This window comes from Streptomyces sp. NBC_01013, assembly GCF_045162765.1.
Classification (GTDB): Bacteria; Actinomycetota; Actinomycetes; order Streptomycetales; family Streptomycetaceae; genus Streptomyces.
This window is the reverse complement of the sequence record NZ_CP108687.1, coordinates 3,355,360-3,377,985: the sequence shown is the minus strand read 5'-3', so window position 1 is coordinate 3,377,985 and position 22,626 is coordinate 3,355,360. Positions and strand designations below refer to the sequence as shown.

The following is a 22,626-nucleotide window of genomic DNA, read 5'->3' as shown; positions in this document are numbered from 1 at the left end:
CGTCTGGGTTCTGTGACATGTCCGTCCTCGATGATGTCGGGAGGTCAGCCGATGACCACGGATACGGGGAGCATCAGGGTGCCGAGACAGAAGGCGATCAGACCGGCCCGTATCCATTGGTGCTTGCGCGTGGCGATCCGGCTGGTCTCTGTCAGCGCGGCCAGAAGTGCCGCCATGGGCAGCCGCTCCGTCTCGGCCAGCGCCTCCGGCAGAAGGTTCCGCCGCACCGCCCGCTGGATGTCGCCGAAGTACGTGAGCGGGGTCCCCGGAGCCCAGTCGCTGGCACGGTAACGCGGAACCACCGCCATCAGAAGGAACAGCAGAGCGATGGCAAGGGCGACGACCCCCGCCCACCACACGATCGCACCCAGCCCCGACAGATGGCCCGATAGCCAGTCCCGGCTGACCAGGACGCCGCAGACGACGCTCGAACTCATGCCGAGTGCCGCGACCACGACGGCTGCCTTGCTGTCGGCCCGGGCGATCTCGGCGCGGAGTTCGGTCAGGAGACGAGCAGCGGCCTCGGCGCCCGGCGCAGGTAGCGGTGTTGACGGGGCAGGGCCGCTCATCGGGAGCCCTCCGGTCCCGTGCCATCGGCCCTGGGCGTCTCGGGCGGCTGGGCGGGTCGGGGTCCGGGCAGGCGCGAATCGAACGGAGACCCGGTTCCTGAGACGCCCCCGGCGGAACTGTACGAGCCAGGGGTGTACGGATCGGAGTCGGATTGACGGGGCCCGCCCGGTACGGGCGACTCGCCCCCTGAAGCGCCGAGGAGCGGATCTGTCAACGCCTCGGTGGGGGGCCACGGGGTGACGGGCAACCGGGGAACCGGTGCACCTTGGCCCGTGTCGTCCGTGGGCAGTTGCTGGTTCAGGATGTCGTGCATGGCGCGCAGGGCGAGCTTCTTGGGTGCCGCGAGCTCGTACCCTTCGGCGTTGTCCCCGTCGAGCAGCTTGGCGACCATGTCCGCCTTGGCTCGGATCATATTCACCTGGTCCTGACGCAGGCTCTGCACGACCAGCCGGGAGTCCTCTGGATGCTCGGCGAGGTGCAAGGCCCAGGCCCTTACCCCCCCTTGTTCCAACTGGGCCTGGTAGAAATCGATCTTCGCGAGTTCGGATTCGCGTAGTTCCGTCCGCCACTTCTGCTGCTGAAGAAGAAGTGCCTGCTGCTGTTCTCCGTAGGTCAGGGTCCGGTCGTACCGGAGTCGGTCGCGCCGCTGTTCGCGCAAGTTCACCTCGACGTCGCAGTCGGTTCCCCGCCGTTCGTGGTGGATGCGCTCTGTGGCCGCGTGGTCGATTGCTTGCATGCGCCTCTGGTGATCGATGTTGTCTTGGTCCCGGTGCAGCCGCATCGTCCACGTGACGAGGAGACCGGCCCATGCGCCGAGCGGCCCCCTCGCGTGCACCGCTCGAAGAACCTCCGCCTCGGCTTCGGCGCTGCTCGTGACGGCGAAGTGCCGCGCGATCGAGCGGGCTTCCTGCTCCAGCTCGCCCAGCAACAGACGCGGCACGTCGCGGTGTCCGGACGCCACGAAGACAGCCGGGTCGGCGACCTGCCAGCTCACTTCGACGGCTCCTTCGAACTGGAGGGCGTCGTTACTGCTCGGGAGGCGCAGGGCCATGACGACGGGATGTACGCCCATGTCCACCTCGTACACGGCCGTGTAACGCTTGCCTATGACCTCCGCCCGTGTCGGCCGGATGGGAGGCAGCGATGTGACGTACGCACCCGAGGGCGTCGAGAACACCAGGGCATGGTCGATGCGGGTGAGTTTCCGGGGAACGAAGCCGAACCGTGGGAGCTGGCGAACGGTCAGTACCGGGTCCTTGAGCGCCGTATGACGGCCGGCGGGTTGTTCCCAGTCGGGAAGGCGATGGAATCGGGTCATGCCGATGGATCTCCTGTGCTTGTCGGAAAGAGCCTGTGGAGCGGCAGCGCATCGAGCAGACGGGCCGCTGCCGGCGGAGCCGGGCCGTCGTCGCCCGGCACCGTGCCCAGCAGATGGCTTATGCGCCGGTGATCGGTCTCGTTCGTCACCAAGGCGGACAGCAGGTGGGCGAGGGCGTGTTCGGCCGCGGGGTCGCGGTCCGCCGACACCACCCACCGGCGCAGCACGTCGAGGGCACGTGGGCGGTGGGCACTGTCGTTCAGCGCCGTACGAAGAAGAGCCGGGATGCCGGTAGAGGCGAGGGCTCGGGCGTGAAGGGACGCCGCGTACCAGTCCAGGACGAACGGACGCTCCGAGGGCGTGCGGTGCTGGGTCCGTCCGCAGGCGCCGAGGAATCCGTTGACGGCCATGGCCCGGATTCGCTGGTCGTGGTCGAGAGTCCTGAGTAGTTCGCCGAGCACCTGGTCGGCGACCGAGGAGAGCAGCAGGAGTTCTACCGATTCGGCCAGCACCTCCGCCAGTTGCTCGTCGTCCTCCCGGCCCGGCCGGTCCGGATCGACGGCTTCGGCGAGTTCCTCCCTCCGTGCTGCGGTACGCAGCGCCGCCATCGTCTCGATGGGGCGCTCGGGACCGATCAGCCCATGGGTACGGATCGCCACCCAGCGCAGATGGGGCGTCTTGCTGTCGCACCAGGCGTCGAGGATGCGCGGCACATTGGGCGTGCCGACGTGATGGGCGAGGGTCAGGGCATTGACCGCGACGGTCCGGGGGCCGAAGAGTGGCGAGGTTGCCCAGGGCTCGATGACGAGCGCCATGGCGGAGGGGAGATCGGTATGGGCGAGGACGGCTGCGGTGGAGGACGCACGCGTGCGGACGAGCGGCCTGCCGTCCTCCGCCAGGTCCTGCAGCCATCGAACCAGCGCCGGCCGTGCCGACGGATGCCCGGTCCACACCTCCCGCAGGAGGACCAGTGCGGTCCGGTCGTCGAGGAAAGCCGCCTTCACCTGACGCACAGGCCCCCACTCGGTGGGCTGCTCGGCCTCGTAGCGAAGGGCCCGTGCCAGTTGGAGACGCTTGCCGATGTGCGTGCCGAACACAGGTACGGCAGCCGGGCGTTGGGAATCCGCAGTGCTCTGAAGGCGTGCGTACAGGCGGTCGCTGACCTCGGCCGTCAGTGCGTAGGGGCCGTCGTCGAACGCGGCCAGTGCGATGAGAAAGGCCTTCTCCCGCAGGTGAAGAACCGTGTCATCCTCCTCGAACCACTCCCGGACCTGGCTTTCGAGCGCAAGCAGTGAGAAGTTCTCGACCCGCTGCTCATCGGAGTCGCCGGCCGCGTACCGCACCAGTACCGAGGCGAACTCGGACGTCTCGCGCGGTTGGTGTGCGCGGTCGAGGAACTCCGTGACCACCGGCAGGGACAGGAGGTCCGCGACGGCGTCCGGGGCGAGCCGCGCGCGGAGGTGCGCGGCGAGGATGTCCGCCGGCGGTGGTGGCTCCCAGACGTCGGGCTCCACGTCCTCGACGTGGGCCCGAGGCCCGATGGTGATCACCAGATACGCGTTCCGCAGGGTGAGCCGGTCCCGCAGGGCCAGCAGATCCACGTCTCGCAACGGCTTGTTCCGGTCGGTCTCCAGGTCGCACAGAAGGTGGCCGCGAGCCCCGCTCTGTTCCTCGCTGTCCGGTACGAGGGAGTTCAGTGCCGTGTCGCGGGCGACGGAGTGCACCGGCGAGACTCCCAGGCGGTGCAGCATCATGAGGGCGGCGGTGCGCCGCCCCGAGGACTGAGGCCCGCTGAGTACGAGCACCCGTTCGTCGTGCAGCCGCTCGATGAGACCGGCGAAGGCGGGGCCCGGATCGGCGAACGACTTTGCCACCTCCTCCAGCGCGGCGGCGCGGATCTCGCCCGAGGACTGGGCGGTGGACAGGCCGCCGAACCCGTAGTGGATCTGGGTCCTGGCGTCCACATGGACATCGCCGTGGAACGAACCGCCGCCGATACCGTGGTTGACGCCGCCCAAGACACCACCGGCAAGGCGGGATCCTTCGCCGAATGCCATGGTGCGCGGGGTGTGGTCAAGTAGATCCCGCTGTGCCGCCCAGGCATCCTGCGGCCGGTCGGTGGCTTTGGCGCTCGCCCCATCGTCCGGATGTCCGGGGGGTTCGCCCTCCGACGGCCGGTCGTGCCCCTCCGTCTTTCCCGCCTCGTTCTCGCTGCTCACCTCCGGTCTCCGCGGTCTCCCCCGAAGGTGACATCACCGTGGAAAGTGCCGCCGCCGATGCCGTGGTTCTCGCCGCCGAAGACTCCGCCGGTGACCGTCGCTCCGCCGATGTCGAACGCGGGCCGGGACCCGGAGGCGGGCCGCTGGGGCGCGGCCGCTGCGCCATCGCTGCGGGAGGCCGGCACGTCATTCCTGGGCCCCTGACTGTGCAGCCAGGCCCGCAACGGCCCGTTCTTGCTGTCCACCGTGACGGAATGGAACTCCTCCGCCGGCACACCGGGATGGTTGTGGCGCACGACGCCCTGGTAGACGGTCTCGGACACGCACAGGGCGAAGTCGCCGCGCTCCTCCCGCAGCGCCTTCCGCAGTACGTCGGCATCGAGCAGGCGGCAGGCATGGTTGAGATCGGACCCCACCCAGCCGCCTTCGCCGTCGACCGCCACGTACCCGGACGCGACCACTCCGCGCAGTCTCATCTGCGCGGAGTTGGAGGCCGTACGGTTCAGCGCACGCAATTCCGCCGGTACGAAGCCGAGAAGGGTGCGCAGCAGAGTCGTGGACGACGCGTTGGAATCGATGAGTTCCATGACGCTGTCGCCCCGGTCCGCGCGTTGGCGCTGGGTCATCTCGATTCCGGCGGCCAGCAGGGCGCGATCAGTGAGTTCGAACAGCATGCGCCGCAGATATGCCTGTTCGACGTCGTCGCGAAGGCTGAACTTCTCGATGTCGAGAAGGAGGATGGTGCTGTTCACGGGGCCGGACATAGGTGGGCTGCCTCTCGCCGGGGACGGGTACGGCAAGAGCCTGTCGTCGGCACGGGGGCAGCGGTGAGTGCAGATGACGCAGTAGCAGTGTGACCGCGTGCACAGACGTCAGGGCGCGAGTGTGCTCTGCCGGGGCAGTTCGGCGGGCAGGGTGGACGAAGTGCGCGCGATCAGACGCAGGGCGCCCGGACGCACCACCACCAGAGCCTTACGACCGGTGACCACGATGCCGCGGGCCCTCAGGTCCTTCAGTAGCCGTTGCACCATTTCGCGCGAGGCGCCGACCGCGCCGGCCAGTTCCTGCTTGCTGAGAGGGACGGCGATCTCGATGCCCTCGTCGGTGCGGTGTCCGTGCGAGCGGACGAGATCGAGGAGCAGAACCGCGAACCGCTCTCGGACACTCATGGAAGCGAACTCCAGCCGGCGTCGGTCGGCGGCCCGGGTCCGGTCGGATGTCAGTCCCAGCAGCTTGAGCGCGACGGAGGGGGAGTGGCTGACGAACTCGCGGAACCGGTCGTGCGCAACGGCGACGGCCCGTACCGGAGCCAATGCGGTCACCGTCGCTGAGCGGGGCCGGCCCGTCAGAGCGGCGGACTCGCCGACGATGTCACCGGGGCCCCGCAGTGCGAGCAGCGCCTCGTACCCGTTCTCGGAGGCTGCGATGACCTTCGTCCAGCCGTGCAGGATGAGCAGGACGTGGGAAGACGGCTCATACTGCTGCAGGAGAGGCGCGCGGGGAGCGAAGGACAGCTCTCGGCCCAGGGCAAGGAGGGCTTCCCGGTCCTCGCGCTCCAGACGGGCGAGAAAGGGAACGCGGTCGTCGAGCCCGTCGTCGCCGGGTAGGGCCGTGGCAGCCGTCATCCAGTCCCCCGTCCTCCGGCGCGCGGTTCAATGTACTGACGGTGCCGCGAGACGCGCAGGTGAGTGACGAGGTTTCGGCCACGCACCGTTCCCGGACGATTACGTCATGCCGCCTGGGGCGGAACGCGGGGTCGGGACAGCATTTGTTTTGACCCAGGTCCGTGAGGTAGGTACGCTCAGACCTTGTGCCTGGGGTGTGCCTGGTCTCGTGTGCGTGTTTTCAGCCGCACGGCGAGTCCGTCTTTGGCCACCGTGATCTGTGCTTCCACTGCTCCAGGGGAGTGGCCCGCAGTATCCGACACACCCGACCGCGTGGGTCGGTGACGTTCCAGGTTAGTTTCACCGACGGCACACAGAAACCGGAGAAGTAGTGCCTACGATTCAGCAGCTGGTCCGGAAGGGCCGGCAGGACAAGGTCGAGAAGAACAAGACGCCCGCGCTCGAGGGTTCGCCCCAGCGTCGTGGCGTCTGCACGCGTGTCTTCACGACCACCCCGAAGAAGCCGAACTCGGCCCTCCGTAAGGTCGCGCGTGTGCGTCTGACCTCCGGCATCGAGGTCACGGCCTACATTCCGGGTGAGGGACACAACCTGCAGGAGCACTCGATCGTGCTCGTGCGTGGTGGCCGTGTGAAGGACCTGCCGGGTGTTCGTTACAAGATCATCCGCGGCTCGCTCGACACCCAGGGTGTCAAGAACCGCAAGCAGGCCCGCAGCCGCTACGGCGCCAAGAAGGAGAAGTAAGAATGCCTCGTAAGGGCCCCGCCCCGAAGCGCCCGGTCATCATCGACCCGGTCTACAGCTCTCCTCTTGTCACGTCGCTGATCAACAAGATCCTGCTCGACGGCAAGCGTTCCACCGCCGAGCGGATCGTGTACGGCGCCATGGAAGGCCTCCGCGAGAAGACCGGCGCTGACCCGGTCATCACGCTGAAGCGCGCGCTTGAGAACGTCAAGCCCTCGCTCGAGGTCAAGTCCCGCCGTGTCGGTGGCGCCACCTACCAGGTGCCGATCGAGGTCAAGCCCGGTCGTGCCGCCACCCTCTCGCTGCGCTGGATCGTGGGTTACTCCCGCGCCCGTCGCGAGAAGACGATGACCGAGCGCCTCATGAACGAGCTGCTCGACGCCTCCAACGGTCTTGGCGCTGCTGTCAAGAAGCGCGAGGACACCCACAAGATGGCCGAGTCCAACAAGGCCTTCGCGCACTACCGCTGGTAGTCGCTTACCCCATCGAGACCGAGAGAAGATTGAGCCTTATGGCCACCACTTCGCTTGACCTGGCCAAGGTCCGCAACATCGGGATCATGGCCCACATCGACGCGGGCAAGACGACCACCACTGAGCGGATCCTCTTCTACACCGGCGTCTCGTACAAGATCGGTGAAGTCCACGACGGCGCTGCCACGATGGACTGGATGGAGCAGGAGCAGGAGCGCGGCATCACGATCACGTCTGCCGCGACGACCTGCCACTGGCCGCTCAATGATGTTGACCACACCATCAACATCATCGACACCCCGGGTCACGTCGACTTCACCGTCGAGGTGGAGCGTTCGCTCCGCGTCCTCGACGGCGCCGTCACCGTGTTCGACGGTGTGGCCGGCGTCGAGCCGCAGTCCGAGACCGTGTGGCGTCAGGCGGACCGCTACGGCGTGCCGCGTATCTGCTTCGTCAACAAGCTCGACCGCACCGGTGCCGACTTCTTCCGTTGTGTCGACATGATCGTCGAGCGCCTCGGCGCCGTCCCGATCGTGATGCAGCTCCCCATCGGCGCCGAAGCCGACTTCACGGGTGTCGTCGACCTCGTGTCGATGAAGGCCTTCGTGTACCCCGAAGAGGCCGCCAAGGGCGAGATGTACAACGTCATCGACATCCCGGACAACCTCAAGGAGGCCGCCGAGGAATGGCGCGGCAAGCTCCTCGAGGCCGTCTCGGAGAACGACGACGCGATGATGGAGCTGTACCTGGAGGGCGTCGAGCCTTCCCAGGACCAGCTGCACGAGGCGATCCGTCGGATCACCCTCGCATCGAAGGGCACCGCCGACTCGATCACCGTCACCCCGGTGTTCTGTGGCACCGCGTTCAAGAACAAGGGCGTTCAGCCCCTGCTCGACGCCGTCGTCCGCTACCTGCCTTCCCCCCTGGACGTCGAGGCCATTGAGGGCCACGACGTCAAGGACCCGGAGAAGGTCATCCGGCGGAAGCCCTCGGACGACGAGCCGTTCTCCGGCCTCGCGTTCAAGATCGCGAGCGACCCGCACCTCGGCAAGCTCACCTTCGTCCGGATCTACTCCGGTCGCCTCGAGGCCGGCACCGCGGTGCTGAACTCGGTCAAGGGCAAGAAGGAGCGCATCGGCAAGATCTACCGCATGCACGCGAACAAGCGTGAGGAGATCGCGTCGGTGGGCGCCGGTGACATCATCGCCGTCATGGGCCTGAAGCAGACCACCACCGGTGAGACGCTGTGTGACGACAAGAACCCGGTCATCCTGGAGTCCATGGACTTCCCGGCGCCGGTCATTCAGGTCGCCATCGAGCCCAAGTCCAAGGGTGACCAGGAGAAGCTGGGTGTTGCCATCCAGCGCCTCTCCGAGGAGGACCCGTCCTTCCAGGTGCACTCCGACGAGGAGACCGGCCAGACCATCATCGGTGGTATGGGCGAGCTTCACCTCGAGGTGCTCGTCGACCGCATGAAGCGCGAGTTCCGCGTCGAGGCGAACGTCGGCAAGCCGCAGGTCGCGTACCGCGAGACGATCCGCAAGGCCGTCGAGCGCATCGACTACACGCACAAGAAGCAGACTGGTGGTACCGGCCAGTTCGCGAAGGTGCAGATCGCCATCGAGCCCATCGAGGGTGGCGACGCGTCCTACGAGTTCGTCAACAAGGTCACCGGTGGCCGCATCCCCCGTGAGTACATTCCCTCGGTGGACGCGGGTGCTCAGGAAGCCATGCAGTTCGGCATCCTGGCCGGTTACGAGATGGTCGGCGTCCGCGTCACCCTTCTCGACGGTGGTTACCACGAGGTCGACTCCTCGGAGCTGGCCTTCAAGATCGCCGGTTCGCAGGCCTTCAAGGAGGGCGCTCGCAAGGCGTCCCCCGTGCTCCTCGAGCCGATGATGGCCGTCGAGGTCACCACGCCCGAGGACTACATGGGCGATGTCATCGGCGACCTCAACTCCCGCCGTGGCCAGATCCAGGCCATGGAGGAGCGCAGCGGCGCTCGCGTCGTGAAGGGCCTCGTGCCCCTCTCGGAGATGTTCGGCTACGTCGGAGACCTCCGCAGCAAGACCTCGGGTCGCGCAAGCTACTCGATGCAGTTCGACTCCTACGCCGAGGTTCCGCGGAACGTCGCCGAGGAGATCATCGCGAAGGCCAAGGGCGAGTAACTCCCCGAGTTGACGCTTTAGGCTTATCACCGGAGCCTGGTGGGGCATTTGACGCGGCGCGCAAGCAATGCGTCGAATGCCCCCCGGCCCCGGCATCCCAGCAAAGATCACCTGGCGCCGATGAAGCAAGGCGTACAGAACCACTCCGCAGGAGGACCCAGTGGCGAAGGCAAAGTTCGAGCGGACTAAGCCGCACGTCAACATCGGCACCATCGGTCACATTGACCACGGTAAGACGACCCTTACGGCCGCCATTACCAAGGTGCTGCACGACGCGTACCCGGACCTGAACGAGGCCTCGGCCTTCGACCAGATCGACAAGGCTCCCGAAGAGCGCCAGCGCGGTATCACCATCTCGATCGCGCACGTCGAGTACCAGACGGAGTCGCGTCACTACGCGCACGTCGACTGCCCGGGTCACGCTGACTACATCAAGAACATGATCACGGGTGCCGCGCAGATGGACGGCGCCATCCTCGTGGTCGCCGCCACCGACGGCCCGATGCCGCAGACCAAGGAGCACGTGCTCCTGGCCCGCCAGGTCGGCGTTCCCTACATCGTCGTCGCGCTGAACAAGGCCGACATGGTGGACGACGAGGAGATCCTGGAGCTCGTCGAGCTCGAGGTCCGTGAGCTCCTCTCCGAGTACGAGTTCCCGGGCGACGACCTTCCGGTCGTCAAGGTCTCGGCGCTCAAGGCTCTTGAGGGTGACAAGGAGTGGGGCCAGACCGTCCTCGACCTGATGAAGGCCGTCGACGAGTCCATCCCGCAGCCCGAGCGTGACGTCGAGAAGCCGTTCCTGATGCCGATCGAGGACGTCTTCACGATCACCGGTCGTGGCACGGTCGTCACCGGTCGTATCGAGCGTGGTGTCCTCAAGGTCAACGAGACCGTCGACATCGTCGGTATCAAGACCGAGAAGACCACCACCACGGTCACCGGCATCGAGATGTTCCGCAAGCTGCTCGACGAGGGCCAGGCCGGTGAGAACGTCGGTCTGCTCCTCCGTGGCATCAAGCGCGAGGACGTCGAGCGCGGCCAGGTCATCATCAAGCCGGGTTCGGTCACGCCGCACACGGACTTCCAGGCCCAGGCCTACATCCTGTCGAAGGACGAGGGTGGCCGTCACACCCCCTTCTTCAACAACTACCGCCCGCAGTTCTACTTCCGTACCACGGACGTGACGGGCGTTGTGACCCTTCCCGAGGGCACCGAGATGGTCATGCCGGGTGACAACACCCTCATGGACGTCGCGCTGATCCAGCCGGTCGCCATGGAAGAGGGCCTGAAGTTCGCCATCCGTGAGGGTGGCCGGACCGTGGGCGCCGGCCAGGTCACCAAGATCCTCAAGTAAGTACGTGAGAGTCTGACCTGGTAGCTCCGCACAAGAGCACCGAGAAGGGCCCCGCCCCGCCGCGCAAGCGGTGGGACGGGGCCCTACTTTTTCTACGGGCCTTCCCTTTCCTACGACGGGGAGACGGGCCGGCGCACCATGAACACGTCGACCGGGTCCTCCCGCTCCAGGACGAACCCGTGCCGCTCGTACAGCCGCCGGGCCGCGCTGCCCCGGAGCACGTTGAGGCGGACCGGTACCCCTTCGGCGTCCGTACGGGCCAGCAGGGCGCTCAGCACGGCCGAGCCGATGCCCCGCCCGTGGAGCTCCTCGGCGATGAAGAAGCTTTCCAGGCAGTGCCCGTCCTCGTAGGGGCGCAGGGTGACACTCCCGGCGAAGCGGCCGTCGACGACGATCACCGAGGTGTACTCGGGCAGATAGGAGTCGCGCATCCGCTGACGCACCCGGTGCTCGTCGTAGCGGCCGAGGCGGACGAGATCCGGTCGCATCACCACGGCCCGGATCTCGACGATGGCTTCGAGGTCGCCGGGGGTGGCGGGGCGCAGCGTCCACGCCTGAGTGGTACGTACATGCATGGCGGGAGTCTGTCAGAGGGGCGACGGCGGGTTCCCGGGCGGACAGCTCCTGGAGAGGTCGCATACCCGTCGCTCGATGAAGGCTTGGCGCACGGCACACCCGGATACGCGCGGAAAGCTCGGAGGGTAGCGGGGGAGCCGGGCTGGGCGCACGGGCGCGCGATACCGGGTAGGGGATGCCGACGGCATCGATGGGTGGTCAGTCAACATTCAGTCACGCCGGAACGGTATGGCGGTGAACAATCCGCGTGCACCGGTCGATCGGGCTGGGGAACACTGGGCCGATGAGCTCTGCAGCCTCCCGGACAGCGCAGGAACGGGCCCTTCGGCATGTCGCGGAACTGGCGTCGGGCCCTCCGATGGACCCGGCATTGCGGGTGACCCTCAACTTCCACCCGGACCGTCTGCTGCACGGCGAGCCGATCCTGGACGCTATGGCAGAGGGCGGCGTCTACCACTCGCAGTTCGTCACGGGGACCAGTAACGGCGGCCTGACCGCGTATCCGGGCGGTGACCGGTGGCGCTGGGAGAGCCGGATCTTCGACGGCGCGTACGACGAAGCGACCGCTCGTGAGCGGCCCGTCTACGGGGCGTTGAATTTCCGCCGCAAGCCGGTCGGCGGGGCGCCGCGGTTCGGCTCGGCCCACTTCCGGCTGACGGCCCGGACGCTGACGCGCAGCACGTTCTGCTACCCGGACAGTTTCCTCGAACCGGCGGATTTCGGCGTCGCGGCCCGCATGGGGCTGATCGAGCTTGCCTGCGCCGATCGTCAGGACGAGCTCGATGACTACATCGAGGCGCAGGTGCACGCGTCGGTCCACCTGCGACGCGACGTGGAGGCGCTGGTGCTGGACCCCTGTTACCGAGACACGACCGTCGAGGACGCGGCTCTGCGTCTTGGCTGCCCGGTGGAGTGGCACCCAGGCTTCCGGCTGGGGGTGGAGGAACTCCGGCGTCACCCCGGTTATCGCGGCAAGGAACACGTCGACCTGGGCGCGCGGATCGCGGTCGACGGCATGCTCGATCCGCGGATCGTCGGCGACGCTGCACGTGCCGGCCTCTACGACCCCCAGGCGGTCAAGAAGGTGTGGCACTACCTGGCGCGATTCGGGTCTCCCCGGAAGGCCGCGGAGAGTCCGGTGACGCCGGCAGCCACGGAGGGGGCTGTACTCGATGGCCTTCGTTGAGGGGCCGGTGCCGGAGGGACCGCGGGCCTGTTCCGTGCTCCGGGACCGCAGGCCGCCGCAAGTCCTCGAGGCGGCGGCCGTCGACCCTCCGGGTGCTGACCCCCCCTACGGGTTCGCGCTCAGCTTCCGCCGTCCGTGAACGCGGGCTTTCCGGCCGACCCGAGAGCGGCCGGGCCCACCGGGGCCAGAGCGGCGTCCCGGATCCCCCGCAGCACCTCCGCCCCGATCTCCGCCAGCCGGTGCGCGGCCGGCGGGGTCGCGCCGAGCCCGATCGCGTACCCCGTGCGACCGCCGACGGTGAGCGGGCGCGGCCAGATGCGGCAGTCGGGAGCGTCCGCGTCGGCGAGCGCGGCGGACAGGGCCAGGAGCCGGCCGCGTAGCCGCCCCTCGTCCGGGCCGCCCGAGGGGATGGAGGCGAGGGCCCAGGACGGGTGGAGGCCGGGGAGCGGAGGCGGGGTGCACAGCAGGGGGCGTGGGTCGTCGTCCGCCGCGGCCTCCACGATCTCCCAGGCGCGGTAGAGCTCGGCGGCGAGCAGCTCGCGGCCGGCGACCGAGACCTGCGTGGTGCAGGAGCGTACGGGGGTGGTCGGGGTCAGCACCGTGACGGGGGACCCGGAAGGGGAGGCCGTCCCCACCGCTTCGTCCCAGTCCCACATCGCCCAGGTCGCGAAGAAGTGCCGGAGCAGCGCGGGCGGCGGCAGGTCGCCGGCCTCGTGTGCGGTACGGGCTGCGAACAGGGCCCAGGCGAGGCCCGGAAGCCCGCCGCAGGGTGCGGAGTCGAGGCCCCTCGCAGCCGCCCACGCCTTGACGTCCCGGGCGAGGGTGGTGAAGGCGCCCCGGTGCGGGTCCGCCGCCGCGAGCACCGCTTCGGCGTCGCTGACCGCGCTCAGCGCGACGGCCGCCGCCTCACCCAGCTCGGTCCGGCGGGCGACCGCCGCGGCGGGGGAGAGGGCGCCGGTCGCCACGGTGACCAGGTCGACCCGGAGGCCGCCGGTGTACCAGCGCAGGCCGGGCACCCTGGCCCCCGTCACCTCGCGCAGGTCCCGCGCCTCCGGGAACGCGGCAGCCAGCCGGCGCCTCACCCCCTCCGGATCGGGTGCGCCGGGCAGCGCTGCGACAAGGTCCAGGTCGGCGTCGGGTGCCGCGCAGTCCATGCGCCGCGAGCCGACGGTGTGGACCCGGGCGCCGGGGAGGGCGGCGGCCACCCGTTCCGCGATGAGGCCGGTGTCGACGGACGGAAGGGCTGCGCACAGCTCCACCCGCACCCCGTAGTGGTCGGAGACGTACAGCCCCTCCGGGCCGGGCACGTCACCGGTCAGGGCCGCCGACCGGGCGTGCAGTCGCTCCGTACGCAGCAGCACCCTGTCCAGGCGCGAGACGCGTCCCGACAGGGAGGAGACCGCTGCCAGGGGGTTCACGGACGGGTCGAAGGTCGGGGTGCGGTCGGCCGGGCCGTGCACCTTGCTCCAGGCGTCCGCCATCGCCAGCCGGGTCTGCGGACGGTCGCTGCCGTCGTTGAAGTCCCCCACGAGGAGCAGCTCGCCCTCGATGCCCGCCAACACCGTTGCCAGGGAGGTCAGTTCGGCTTCACGGCGATCAGCCCCGGTGGGTGAGTGGTCGCTGCTGAGATGCGTCACGGCCACGGTGACGGGGCCTTCGGCCGTCTCCATGACGGCAGCGGCCACCGCCTTGTGCGGGCCGAGTGGGTGCAGACCCGCCTCGCTCACCGGCAGCCGGCTGAGCAGCAGGAGGCCGCAGTCCGCCACGTCGCGGCCGGCCGGATCGGTGGCGAGGACGTAGCCGTCGCGCACCCAGTCGCAGGCCAGCAGCAGATCCAGCAGCGCGGGCTCGGCCTCCTGGAGTGCGATGACGTCGGCGTCGGCCGCGCGCAGGGCGTCGAGCAGGAGCGGGCGGCGCCGGGCGGTGTCGATGCGGTCGCTGTCGTACCGGTCCCAGAGGGTGTTCCAGGTGAGCACCGTCAGCGGACCGGAGAGGCCCGGGGCCCCCGCGGCGGGCGCCGGTTCCCAGGCGCCCGCCGCCGGGGAGAAGGCGTGCGGGGTGCGGGAGGAGAAGTACGGGGACGGCAGCCTGCGCGGGTCCCGTATCCGCCCCGCGTCCGTCGCGTCGATGCGGTCGAGGCCCGAGGACCGGTCCCACACCACCTCGCCGTCCGCCTCGAAGAACAGCACCCGGTGCCAGGGGATGTCGCCGCCGGGTGTGAAGCGCTCCAGCGGCACCCGCTTGGGGTCGCGGCCGCGCTGGGCGACGCCCAGGACGAAGCGCGCCGGGTCGAACCGGGCGTCCCAGCGGACCCGGTGGTAGATCTCCTCGCTCGTACGCATCAGGTCCGGTCCTCCACGGTTCCGCTCGTGCCGATGTACCAGGTGCGGTGGGCCTGGCCGGGATACGGGGGGTCGAAGCGGCGCAGCTGGGAGGCCAGGACCTCCGGGGGTACCGGGTGGCTGCGCCGCCCGTTGCGGTCGGTCAGCTCGCCCTCGCCCACCCACGCCACGGCATGGGTGATCAGGGCGTCCCTGGTCCGGGCGACGGTGTGGACGAGGGAGCGCTGGCGCGGGCCCAGCGAGGTGGCGTCCCAGACCACCGTGGCGCCGGGGACCAGAGCCGCGTCCAGGCGTCGCAGCCCCTCGCGCAGGACGTCCGCGTTGGCGCTCTGGTCGGCGCGCGATCCGCGGTCCTCGCGCAGCTCGTCGAGCGAGAGGTACGTGACGGTGCCCGGCAGACCCCGGCCGAAGGTGCTCTTCCCGCTGCCGGAGGGCCCGACCAGGTGGACCAGGCGCGGGAAGTCACCGGTGCGCCACCGCCAGGTCGCGGCGGCCGCTTCCTCCGCGGTGCTGATGCGCCCCCGTGCGTACGCCTCGCGGGCCTGCGCCAGACAGCGGGCGGCGGCGTCCGGCTCCAGGCCGGCGAAGTCCTCCGCCAGCCCGTCGGGCTCGTGCACGTCCTGGGCGTGCAGGGCCGACCATTCGGCCTGCTCCCGGGCCTCGGGCCCCTCGGCCAGCGCACCGGCCAGTGCGTGCAGGACCGTGAGGTCGGCGGCGAGCGACATCCGGGCCAGGCCGCTGCGGCGCTCCTCGTCCGGGTACGGGCGGTGCAGCGCGGGGTACAGGCCGACGAGGTCCGCGGTCCGCCGGGCGAGCGGCATGCCGAGCCGCACGGCGAGCGCCGGGGCCAGGGCGGCCCGGCGGCTGCGGTGCAGCAGGGCGGCGAGTACCCCGGACAGCCGGTCGTCGCCGGTGCGGCCCAGCGCGTCCAGCGCGTCACCCGTCGCGAGGGCCGCGCTCGCGTCGCCCGGACCGGTGCCCGTGGCGACGGCGAGTCCCGCCGGGTCCACGGGGGCGCCCGAACGCACGGCCCACAGGGCGGCGGCGGGACCGAGTCCGTTCTCCACCACCGCCGCGTGCATCCAGTGCGTGTCCGTCGTCACGTGGCCGGGCCGCACCCACTTGGCCACCCGCCGCCCGAACGCCGCGGCCGGAAAGGCCTCGACGGGGCGGACGACGTACCCCTCCTGGCGTCCCGTGTCCGGCTTCAGCGCCCGCAGCGTCTTCTCGGCCCGGGAGTCGAACACGCCGCGCCACAGCACGGGCGGTGCCGGGACCCCCAGGTCCCGCAGGAAGTCGACGCTCCGGTCCCAGTTCAGGCAGACCTCGCCGTCCCAGACGGAGAAGCCGTAGAAGTGGCTCGCGAGGTCCTCGTACGGGATGGAGTGGCGGGCGAACATGTTCTCGCCGCAGATCCGCCACCCCGCCGGTATGCGCGGGCCGATGCGGCTCTGGAGTGCCTTGACCCATCCCCGGGAGGGGTGGTGCGCCGAGTCGAGGGAGCGGGCGTGCAGTCCGTCGGCGTACAGCGTGGTGTTCTCGCCGTCCATCTTCTCGGTGACCACGACCTCGGAGCCGGTCAGTCCGGCGAGGTCGGCCAGGCGCACGTCGTCCGAAGTGGCCCCGGGCGACCAGGGCAGATGCGGGGTCCGTGGATAGTGCGTACGCATGTTCTGTGCCCCCGTTGGTCGCCGTCCCGGCCGGTCACTGTAGGGGCGCGGGCTTGCCGCACTCGACCGAATTTCGCGAGCAGGACGAGGCGACGCAGGCTCGGGGAACGCGGGTGGCGGTCGGCGCAGGCGGGGACGGAAGCGGGCGGCGGAGCCGCAGCCGGTCTCTCCTGAACGAGGACATCGAGGGCTGCGGTACGAACACCCGCGACTGACACCGTCGAGGGCCGGAGCGTGCCTGCGTTTGACCATTCATCCGCGCGGGGTAGGATCTCCGGCCCGATTGGCCAGGCTCGTGCCCCGTATGGCACACTGACCAGGTTGCTCGGTTGAGTGTCAATGCTGCGCGCCTCCCGCCGGGAGGACCGGAAGCGAGTCCCACAGTACTCGTCGGCCCTGTAAGGGCCGGACGTACGGGAATCTTTCGGGAAGCGTTCGTGTGGCACCGGCCAGGCGCCCGGTGGGGTTCCTCCCCCGGCAGCGCGGTCTCAGGCCCGCACCCCCTTGGTTGGGATCTTCTTCGGGAGATTTTCGTAGAGGGGATGCGACACGCCCGACCGCGTGGGTCGGAGGTGGAGTTACCAGAACCTCGGGTTCCAGAGCGTTACGAGAGACAGGACTACTAGTAGCCATGGCGGGACAGAAGATCCGCATCCGGCTCAAGGCCTACGACCACGAGGTCATCGACTCCTCGGCGAAGAAGATCGTCGAGACGGTGACCCGCACTGGTGCGTCGGTCGCGGGCCCGGTGCCGCTGCCCACTGAGAAGAACGTGTACTGCGTCATCAAGTCGCCGCACAAGTACAAGGACTCTCGCGAGCACTTCGAGATGCGCACGCACAAGCGCCTCATCGACATTCTCGACCCCACGCCGAAGACGGTTGACTCGCTGATGCGCCTCGACCTTCCGGCTGGCGTCGACATCGAGATCAAGCTCTGAGGGGACGGGCCGAGATGAGCAAGAACATCAAGGGCGTCCTGGGCGAGAAGCTCGGCATGACCCAGGTCTGGGACGAGAACAACCGGGTTGTCCCGGTGACCGTCGTCAAGGCCGGTCCGTGCGTCGTGACGCAGGTCCGTACGAACGACAGCGACGGCTACGAGTCGGTCCAGATCGCCTTCGGCGAGATCGACCCGCGCAAGGTGAACAAGCCCCTCAAGGGTCACTTCGCCAAGGCCGACGTGACTCCGCGCCGCCACCTGGTGGAGCTCCGCACCCCTGACGCCAGCGAGTACACGCTGGGCCAGGAGATCACCGCCCAGGTGTTCGAGTCCGGCGTCAAGGTTGACGTCACGGGCAAGAGCAAGGGCAAGGGCTTCGCCGGTGTCATGAAGCGTCACAACTTCAAGGGCCTCGGCGCCGGTCACGGCGTCCAGCGCAAGCACCGTTCCCCCGGTTCGATCGGTGGCTGCGCCACCCCTGGGCGTGTCTTCAAGGGCATGCGCATGGCCGGCCGGATGGGTAACGAGCGCGTCACCACCCAGAACCTGACCATCCACGCGGTTGACGCGGAGAAGGGTCTGCTCCTCATCAAGGGCGCGGTCCCCGGTCCGAACGGCGGCCTCGTCCTGGTCCGTACCGCGGCCAAGGGGGCTTGAGGTAATGAGCACCATTGACATCCTTTCGCCGGCAGGCGACAAGGCCGGTACCGTCGAGCTCCCCTCGGAGATCTTCGACGCGAAGACCAGCGTTCCGCTGATCCACCAGGTCGTCGTCGCACAGCTGGCAGCTGCCCGTCAGGGCACGCACAAGACCAAGACCCGCGGCGAAGTCCGTGGTGGTGGGCGCAAGCCGTACCGCCAGAAGGGCACCGGCCGCGCGCGCCAGGGTTCGACCCGCGCGCCGCAGTTCGTCGGCGGTGGCGTCGTCCACGGCCCGCAGCCGCGTGACTACTCGCAGCGCACCCCCAAGAAGATGAAGGCCGCCGCCCTGCGCGGTGCCCTCTCCGACCGGGCGCGTCACTCCCGCATCCACGTCGTCACCGGCGTGGTCGAGGGTGGAGTCTCCACGAAGGCCGCGAAGTCGCTGTTCGGCAAGATCTCGGAGCGCAAGAACGTGCTCCTGGTCGTCGACCGCAACGACGAGGCCGCGTGGCTCTCCGCACGCAACCTGCCCCAGGTGCACATCCTGGAGCCGGGCCAGCTGAACACGTACGACGTGATCGTCTCTGACGACGTGGTCTTCACCCAGGCCGCCTTCGAGTCCTTCGTGTCTGGCCCCCAGACCGCTGAGACCGAAGGGAGCGACGCCTGATGAGCGAGGCGACCGTTACCAGCAAGACCTACGACGACCCGCGTGACGTTCTCGTCAAGCCGGTTGTCTCGGAGAAGAGCTACGCGCTGCTCGACGAGAACAAGTACACGTTCATCGTCGCGCCCGGCTCCAACAAGACCCAGATCAAGCAGGCCGTGGAAGCGGTCTTCTCGGTCAAGGTCACCGGGGTCAACACGATCAACCGTCAGGGTAAGCGCAAGCGCACCAAGACCGGTTTCGGCAAGCGCGCTGACACCAAGCGCGCCATCGTGACCCTCGCTGAGGGCGACCGTATCGACATCTTCGGCGGCCCGACCTCCTAACGGAGGTCGAGTCGTCCGGAATCGGACGAGGACTGAGAAATGGGTATCCGCAAGTACAAGCCGACGACCCCGGGCCGTCGTGGCTCCAGCGTCGCCGACTTTGTCGAGATCACGCGGTCCACGCCGGAGAAGTCGCTGGTCCGCCCCCTGCACAGCAAGGGCGGCCGTAACAACACCGGTCGTGTGACCGTTCGCCACCAGGGTGGTGGCCACAAGCGCGCCTACCGCGTGATCGACTTCCGTCGTCACGACAAGGACGGCGTGCCGGCCAAGGTCGCGCACATCGAGTACGACCCGAACCGCACCGCGCGCATCGCGCTCCTGCACTACGCGGACGGCGAGAAGCGCTACATCATCGCGCCGCGTGGCCTGGGACAGGGCGACCGTGTCGAGAACGGCCCGGCCGCCGACATCAAGCCCGGCAACAACCTGGCGCTGCGCAACATCCCGGTCGGTACGACCATCCACGCCATCGAGCTGCGGCCCGGCGGCGGCGCGAAGTTCGCCCGTTCCGCGGGTGCCTCCGTGCAGCTGCTGGCGAAGGAGGGCACCATGGCCCACCTTCGTATGCCGTCGGGTGAGATCCGCCTGGTCGACGCCCGCTGCCGCGCCACGATCGGCGAGGTCGGCAACGCCGAGCAGTCGAACATCAACTGGGGCAAGGCCGGTCGCATGCGCTGGAAGGGCGTTCGCCCGTCCGTCCGCGGTGTTGCGATGAACCCGGTCGACCACCCGCACGGTGGTGGTGAAGGCAAGACCTCCGGTGGACGTCACCCGGTCTCGCCGTGGGGTCAGAAGGAGGGTCGTACTCGCTCGCCGAAGAAGGCATCGAGCAAGTACATCGTCCGCCGCCGCAAGACGAACAAGAAGCGCTAGGAGCGGGTTTAGATGCCGCGCAGTCTCAAGAAGGGGCCCTTCGTCGACGGCCACCTCATCAAGAAGGTGGACGTACAGAACGAGGCAGGCACCAAGAACGTCATCAAGACCTGGTCCCGTCGCTCGATGATCATCCCGGCCATGCTGGGTCACACCATCGCGGTGCACAACGGCAAGATCCACGTCCCGGTGTTCGTCACCGAGTCGATGGTCGGCCACAAGCTCGGCGAGTTCTCGCCGACTCGCACCTTCCGCGGCCACGTCAAGGACGACCGGAAGTCGAAGCGCCGCTAGCGCGGGGTGGAAACGACTATGACTCACACCGAAGGGACAACCATGGAAGCCAGGGCCCAGGCGCGGTACATCCGCGTCACGCCCATGAAGGCCCGCCGAGTGGTGGACCTCATCCGTGGCATGGATGCCACGGAGGCTCAGGCGGTCCTGCGTTTCGCCCCGCAGGCCGCGAGCGTGCCGGTTGGCAAGGTGCTTGACAGCGCCATCGCCAACGCTGCACACAACTACGACCACCCTGACGCTTCTTCGCTGGTCATCAGCGAGGCGTACGTGGACGAGGGCCCGACCCTGAAGCGGTTCCGTCCGCGTGCTCAGGGCCGTGCCTACCGGATCCGTAAGCGGACCAGCCACATCACCGTGGTCGTCAGCAGCAAGGAAGGAACCCGGTAATGGGCCAGAAGGTAAACCCGCACGGGTTCCGGCTCGGCATTACCACGGACTTCAAGTCCCGTTGGTACGCCGACAAGCTGTACAAGGACTACGTCAAGGAAGACGTTGCCATTCGTCGCATGATGACGAAGGGCATGGAGCGAGCCGGCATCTCGAAGGTTGAGATCGAGCGCACCCGCGACCGCGTCCGCGTTGACATCCACACCGCCCGCCCGGGCATCGTCATCGGCCGCCGTGGCGCCGAGGCCGACCGCATCCGTGGCGAGCTGGAGAAGCTGACCGGCAAGCAGGTCCAGCTGAACATCCTCGAGGTCAAGAACCCCGAGGTGGACGCTCAGCTGGTGGCCCAGGCCGTCGCCGAGCAGCTCTCCTCCCGCGTCTCCTTCCGTCGTGCCATGCGTAAGAGCATGCAGAGCACGATGAAGGCCGGCGCAAAGGGCATCAAGATCCAGTGCGGCGGTCGCCTCGGCGGCGCCGAGATGTCCCGCTCGGAGTTCTACCGCGAGGGCCGCGTGCCCCTGCACACGCTCCGTGCGAACGTCGACTACGGCTTCTTCGAGGCCAAGACGACCTTCGGCCGCATCGGCGTGAAGGTCTGGATCTACAAGGGCGACGTCAAGAACATCGCCGAGGTCCGCGCCGAGAACGCTGCTGCCCGTGCGGGCAACCGCCCGGCCCGTGGCGGCGCTGACCGTCCGGCCGGCCGCGGTGGCCGTGGTGGCGAGCGTGGCGGTCGCGGCCGCAAGCCGCAGCAGTCGGCTCCGGCCGCCGAGGCCCCCAAGGCCGACGCGACCGCCGCTGCTCCGGCGGCTGAGAGCACCGGAACGGAGGCCTGACCGAAATGCTGATCCCCCGTAGGGTCAAGCACCGCAAGCAGCACCACCCGAAGCGCAGCGGTATGTCCAAGGGTGGCACGCAGGTTGCGTTCGGCGAGTACGGCATCCAGGCGCTGACCCCGGCGTACGTGACGAACCGTCAGATCGAGTCCGCTCGTATCGCGATGACCCGTCACATCAAGCGTGGCGGCAAGGTCTGGATCAACATCTACCCGGACCGTCCCCTGACGAAGAAGCCTGCCGAGACCCGCATGGGTTCCGGTAAGGGTTCTCCCGAGTGGTGGATCGCGAACGTCAAGCCGGGTCGGGTGATGTTCGAGCTGTCCTACCCGAACGAGAAGATTGCTCGTGAGGCGCTCACCCGCGCTGCTCACAAGCTTCCGATGAAGTGCCGGATTGTTCGGCGCGAGGCAGGTGAGTCGTGATGTCGGCCGGTACCAAGACGTCCGAGCTGCGCGAGCTGGGCAACGAGGAGCTCCTCAACAAGCTCCGCGAGGCCAAGGAAGAGCTGTTCAACCTCCGCTTCCAGGCGGCGACCGGACAGCTCGAGAACCACGGCCGGCTCAAGTCCGTCCGTAAGGACATCGCCCGGATCTACACCCTGATGCGCGAGCGCGAGCTCGGCATCGAGACGGTGGAGAGCGTCTGATGAGCGAGAAGACTGTGACTGAGACGAACACCGACCGCGGTTTCCGCAAGACCCGTGAGGGTCTGGTCGTCAGCGACAAGATGGACAAGACCGTCGTCGTCGCTGTCGAGGACCGCGTCAAGCACGCGCTGTACGGCAAGGTCATCCGCCGTACGAACAAGCTCAAGGCTCACGACGAGCAGAACGCCGCCGGCGTCGGCGACCGTGTCCTCCTCATGGAGACCCGGCCGCTGTCCGCCACGAAGCGGTGGCGCATCGTCGAGATCCTCGAGAAGGCCAAGTAATTCCTGAGGGGCTTCCCCTTCAGGCAGGTTCCGCCAGGCTCGGCGGGGGTTCGCTCCGGTAACGGAGCGGCCCCCGCCGGGAACCGGCAGACGATCAGGAGATAGACGTGATCCAGCAGGAGTCGCGACTGCGCGTCGCCGACAACACGGGTGCGAAGGAAATTCTCACCATCCGTGTTCTCGGTGGCTCGGGTCGCCGCTACGCGGGCATCGGTGACGTCATCGTCGCCACCGTCAAGGACGCGATCCCCGGTGGCAACGTGAAGAAGGGTGACGTCGTCAAGGCCGTCATCGTTCGCACCGTCAAGGAGCGTCGTCGTCAGGATGGCTCGTACATCCGCTTCGACGAGAACGCCGCCGTCATTCTGAAGAACGACGGCGACCCCCGCGGCACCCGTATCTTCGGCCCGGTGGGCCGTGAGCTGCGCGAGAAGAAGTTCATGAAGATCATCTCGCTCGCGCCGGAGGTGCTGTAAG

General features: G+C 68.5%; 25 protein-coding genes. 17 read left to right on the top strand and 8 right to left on the bottom strand.

The window, feature by feature from the left end; genetic code table 11:
• Positions 1 to 44: 44 nt before the first annotated feature.
• The 5 genes from OG538_RS14415 to OG538_RS14395 form a co-directional block, all read right to left on the bottom strand.
• Positions 45 to 569, bottom strand: coding sequence for a Pycsar system effector family protein (locus OG538_RS14415; RefSeq protein ID WP_406093645.1), 525 nt, complete (start codon positions 567 to 569; stop codon positions 45 to 47).
• On the bottom strand, positions 566 to 1,888 hold the full coding sequence (locus OG538_RS14410) for a hypothetical protein (protein WP_406093643.1): 1,323 nt from the start codon (positions 1,886 to 1,888) through the stop codon (positions 566 to 568). Before OG538_RS14410 ends, OG538_RS14415 begins: the two co-directional genes overlap by 4 nt.
• Complete coding sequence (locus OG538_RS14405; protein WP_406093642.1) at positions 1,885 to 4,107, bottom strand: hypothetical protein; 2,223 nt, start codon at positions 4,105 to 4,107, stop codon at positions 1,885 to 1,887. The genes OG538_RS14410 and OG538_RS14405 overlap by 4 nt, the downstream gene beginning before the upstream one ends.
• Positions 4,104 to 4,871 (bottom strand): hypothetical protein, encoded by a 768-nt coding sequence (locus tag OG538_RS14400; RefSeq protein ID WP_406093640.1) that lies wholly within the window; start codon positions 4,869 to 4,871, stop codon positions 4,104 to 4,106. The genes OG538_RS14405 and OG538_RS14400 overlap by 4 nt, the downstream gene beginning before the upstream one ends.
• Before the next feature lie 108 nt (positions 4,872 to 4,979).
• Entirely contained in the window at positions 4,980 to 5,732 is a 753-nt protein-coding gene (locus tag OG538_RS14395) for a Crp/Fnr family transcriptional regulator (RefSeq protein ID WP_406093638.1), read from the bottom strand.
• Positions 5,733 to 6,102: 370 nt separating this feature from the next.
• Here OG538_RS14395 and rpsL point away from each other — a divergent pair, with 370 nt between their 5' ends.
• From rpsL to tuf, 4 genes are all read left to right on the top strand, one after another.
• The gene (rpsL, locus tag OG538_RS14390; protein ID WP_003948652.1) at positions 6,103 to 6,474 is read left to right on the top strand and encodes a 30S ribosomal protein S12; all 372 of its coding nucleotides are present in this window, start codon (positions 6,103 to 6,105) and stop codon (positions 6,472 to 6,474) included.
• A 2-nt stretch (positions 6,475 to 6,476) separates the two neighbouring features.
• Positions 6,477 to 6,947: a 30S ribosomal protein S7 gene (gene rpsG / locus OG538_RS14385; RefSeq protein ID WP_014154599.1), complete on the top strand. Its 471-nt coding sequence runs from the start codon at positions 6,477 to 6,479 to the stop codon at positions 6,945 to 6,947.
• A gap of 38 nt (positions 6,948 to 6,985) precedes the next feature.
• The gene (gene fusA / locus OG538_RS14380) at positions 6,986 to 9,115 is read left to right on the top strand and encodes an elongation factor G (protein WP_406093636.1); all 2,130 of its coding nucleotides are present in this window, start codon (positions 6,986 to 6,988) and stop codon (positions 9,113 to 9,115) included.
• Positions 9,116 to 9,275: 160 nt separating this feature from the next.
• Positions 9,276 to 10,469, top strand: coding sequence for an elongation factor Tu (gene tuf / locus OG538_RS14375; RefSeq protein WP_148020219.1), 1,194 nt, complete (start codon positions 9,276 to 9,278; stop codon positions 10,467 to 10,469).
• Between the two features lie 110 nt (positions 10,470 to 10,579).
• On the opposite strand, the gene OG538_RS14370 is transcribed toward tuf, so the two are convergent.
• Positions 10,580 to 11,044, bottom strand: a complete 465-nt coding sequence (locus OG538_RS14370) for a GNAT family N-acetyltransferase (RefSeq protein WP_406093634.1) — start codon at positions 11,042 to 11,044, stop codon at positions 10,580 to 10,582.
• Positions 11,045 to 11,328: 284 nt separating this feature from the next.
• Between OG538_RS14370 and OG538_RS14365 the strand changes: the two genes are divergently transcribed.
• Positions 11,329 to 12,231: a DUF3626 domain-containing protein gene (locus OG538_RS14365; protein WP_406093632.1), complete on the top strand. Its 903-nt coding sequence runs from the start codon at positions 11,329 to 11,331 to the stop codon at positions 12,229 to 12,231.
• A 119-nt stretch (positions 12,232 to 12,350) separates the two neighbouring features.
• Here the strand turns inward: OG538_RS14365 and OG538_RS14360 are convergent, their stop codons facing one another.
• A complete protein-coding gene (locus tag OG538_RS14360; protein ID WP_406093630.1) occupies positions 12,351 to 14,573 on the bottom strand; it encodes a poly(A) polymerase in 2,223 nt (740 codons plus the stop codon).
• Positions 14,573 to 16,243: an RNA ligase family protein gene (locus OG538_RS14355; RefSeq protein ID WP_406093628.1), complete on the bottom strand. Its 1,671-nt coding sequence runs from the start codon at positions 16,241 to 16,243 to the stop codon at positions 14,573 to 14,575. Before OG538_RS14355 ends, OG538_RS14360 begins: the two co-directional genes overlap by 1 nt.
• Before the next feature lie 631 nt (positions 16,244 to 16,874).
• On the opposite strand from OG538_RS14355, the gene rpsJ reads away from it, so the two are divergent.
• The 12 genes from rpsJ (at position 16,875) to rplN (ending at position 22,625) form a co-directional block, all read left to right on the top strand.
• Positions 16,875 to 17,183 (top strand): 30S ribosomal protein S10, encoded by a 309-nt coding sequence (rpsJ, locus tag OG538_RS14350; RefSeq protein ID WP_003948644.1) that lies wholly within the window; start codon positions 16,875 to 16,877, stop codon positions 17,181 to 17,183.
• 14 nt (positions 17,184 to 17,197) lie between these two features.
• Positions 17,198 to 17,842 (top strand): 50S ribosomal protein L3, encoded by a 645-nt coding sequence (gene rplC / locus OG538_RS14345; RefSeq protein ID WP_136328436.1) that lies wholly within the window; start codon positions 17,198 to 17,200, stop codon positions 17,840 to 17,842.
• Between the two features lie 4 nt (positions 17,843 to 17,846).
• Entirely contained in the window at positions 17,847 to 18,497 is a 651-nt protein-coding gene (gene rplD, locus OG538_RS14340) for a 50S ribosomal protein L4 (protein WP_363067025.1), read from the top strand.
• A complete protein-coding gene (gene rplW, locus OG538_RS14335) occupies positions 18,497 to 18,820 on the top strand; it encodes a 50S ribosomal protein L23 (RefSeq protein WP_356322373.1) in 324 nt (107 codons plus the stop codon). Before rplD ends, rplW begins: the two co-directional genes overlap by 1 nt.
• A gap of 39 nt (positions 18,821 to 18,859) precedes the next feature.
• A complete protein-coding gene (gene rplB / locus OG538_RS14330; protein ID WP_024494973.1) occupies positions 18,860 to 19,696 on the top strand; it encodes a 50S ribosomal protein L2 in 837 nt (278 codons plus the stop codon).
• A gap of 12 nt (positions 19,697 to 19,708) precedes the next feature.
• Positions 19,709 to 19,990, top strand: a complete 282-nt coding sequence (rpsS, locus tag OG538_RS14325; RefSeq protein WP_023539342.1) for a 30S ribosomal protein S19 — start codon at positions 19,709 to 19,711, stop codon at positions 19,988 to 19,990.
• Between the two features lie 42 nt (positions 19,991 to 20,032).
• Positions 20,033 to 20,380, top strand: coding sequence for a 50S ribosomal protein L22 (gene rplV, locus OG538_RS14320; protein ID WP_026290933.1), 348 nt, complete (start codon positions 20,033 to 20,035; stop codon positions 20,378 to 20,380).
• Positions 20,380 to 21,216, top strand: coding sequence for a 30S ribosomal protein S3 (gene rpsC / locus OG538_RS14315; RefSeq protein ID WP_326738105.1), 837 nt, complete (start codon positions 20,380 to 20,382; stop codon positions 21,214 to 21,216). Before rplV ends, rpsC begins: the two co-directional genes overlap by 1 nt.
• Before the next feature lie 5 nt (positions 21,217 to 21,221).
• Complete coding sequence (rplP, locus tag OG538_RS14310) at positions 21,222 to 21,641, top strand: 50S ribosomal protein L16 (protein WP_003966953.1); 420 nt, start codon at positions 21,222 to 21,224, stop codon at positions 21,639 to 21,641.
• Positions 21,641 to 21,865 carry a 50S ribosomal protein L29 gene (rpmC, locus tag OG538_RS14305; protein WP_024494976.1) on the top strand — a complete coding sequence of 75 codons (225 nt, stop codon included), beginning with the start codon at positions 21,641 to 21,643 and terminating at the stop codon, positions 21,863 to 21,865. The genes rplP and rpmC overlap by 1 nt, the downstream gene beginning before the upstream one ends.
• On the top strand, positions 21,865 to 22,149 hold the full coding sequence (gene rpsQ, locus OG538_RS14300) for a 30S ribosomal protein S17 (protein ID WP_073786784.1): 285 nt from the start codon (positions 21,865 to 21,867) through the stop codon (positions 22,147 to 22,149). Before rpmC ends, rpsQ begins: the two co-directional genes overlap by 1 nt.
• A 107-nt stretch (positions 22,150 to 22,256) precedes the next feature.
• On the top strand, positions 22,257 to 22,625 hold the full coding sequence (gene rplN, locus OG538_RS14295; RefSeq protein WP_003966950.1) for a 50S ribosomal protein L14: 369 nt from the start codon (positions 22,257 to 22,259) through the stop codon (positions 22,623 to 22,625).
• Position 22,626 lies beyond the last annotated feature (1 nt).

Coding starts and splice junctions, on each gene's coding strand:
- OG538_RS14415 (WP_406093645.1), bottom strand. CDS start 569: ATGAGCGGCCCTGCCCCGTCAACACCGCTACCTGCGCCGGGCGCCGAG.
- OG538_RS14410 (WP_406093643.1), bottom strand. CDS start 1,888: ATGACCCGATTCCATCGCCTTCCCGACTGGGAACAACCCGCCGGCCGT.
- OG538_RS14400 (WP_406093640.1), bottom strand. CDS start 4,871: ATGTCCGGCCCCGTGAACAGCACCATCCTCCTTCTCGACATCGAGAAG.
- OG538_RS14395 (WP_406093638.1), bottom strand. CDS start 5,732: ATGACGGCTGCCACGGCCCTACCCGGCGACGACGGGCTCGACGACCGC.
- rpsG (WP_014154599.1), top strand. CDS start 6,477: ATGCCTCGTAAGGGCCCCGCCCCGAAGCGCCCGGTCATCATCGACCCG.
- fusA (WP_406093636.1), top strand. CDS start 6,986: ATGGCCACCACTTCGCTTGACCTGGCCAAGGTCCGCAACATCGGGATC.
- OG538_RS14370 (WP_406093634.1), bottom strand. CDS start 11,044: ATGCATGTACGTACCACTCAGGCGTGGACGCTGCGCCCCGCCACCCCC.
- OG538_RS14365 (WP_406093632.1), top strand. CDS start 11,329: ATGAGCTCTGCAGCCTCCCGGACAGCGCAGGAACGGGCCCTTCGGCAT.
- OG538_RS14360 (WP_406093630.1), bottom strand. CDS start 14,573: ATGCGTACGAGCGAGGAGATCTACCACCGGGTCCGCTGGGACGCCCGG.
- OG538_RS14355 (WP_406093628.1), bottom strand. CDS start 16,243: ATGCGTACGCACTATCCACGGACCCCGCATCTGCCCTGGTCGCCCGGG.
- rpsJ (WP_003948644.1), top strand. CDS start 16,875: ATGGCGGGACAGAAGATCCGCATCCGGCTCAAGGCCTACGACCACGAG.
- rplC (WP_136328436.1), top strand. CDS start 17,198: ATGAGCAAGAACATCAAGGGCGTCCTGGGCGAGAAGCTCGGCATGACC.
- rplD (WP_363067025.1), top strand. CDS start 17,847: ATGAGCACCATTGACATCCTTTCGCCGGCAGGCGACAAGGCCGGTACC.
- rplW (WP_356322373.1), top strand. CDS start 18,497: ATGAGCGAGGCGACCGTTACCAGCAAGACCTACGACGACCCGCGTGAC.
- rplB (WP_024494973.1), top strand. CDS start 18,860: ATGGGTATCCGCAAGTACAAGCCGACGACCCCGGGCCGTCGTGGCTCC.
- rpsS (WP_023539342.1), top strand. CDS start 19,709: ATGCCGCGCAGTCTCAAGAAGGGGCCCTTCGTCGACGGCCACCTCATC.
- rplV (WP_026290933.1), top strand. CDS start 20,033: ATGGAAGCCAGGGCCCAGGCGCGGTACATCCGCGTCACGCCCATGAAG.
- rpsC (WP_326738105.1), top strand. CDS start 20,380: ATGGGCCAGAAGGTAAACCCGCACGGGTTCCGGCTCGGCATTACCACG.
- rplP (WP_003966953.1), top strand. CDS start 21,222: ATGCTGATCCCCCGTAGGGTCAAGCACCGCAAGCAGCACCACCCGAAG.
- rpmC (WP_024494976.1), top strand. CDS start 21,641: ATGTCGGCCGGTACCAAGACGTCCGAGCTGCGCGAGCTGGGCAACGAG.
- rpsQ (WP_073786784.1), top strand. CDS start 21,865: ATGAGCGAGAAGACTGTGACTGAGACGAACACCGACCGCGGTTTCCGC.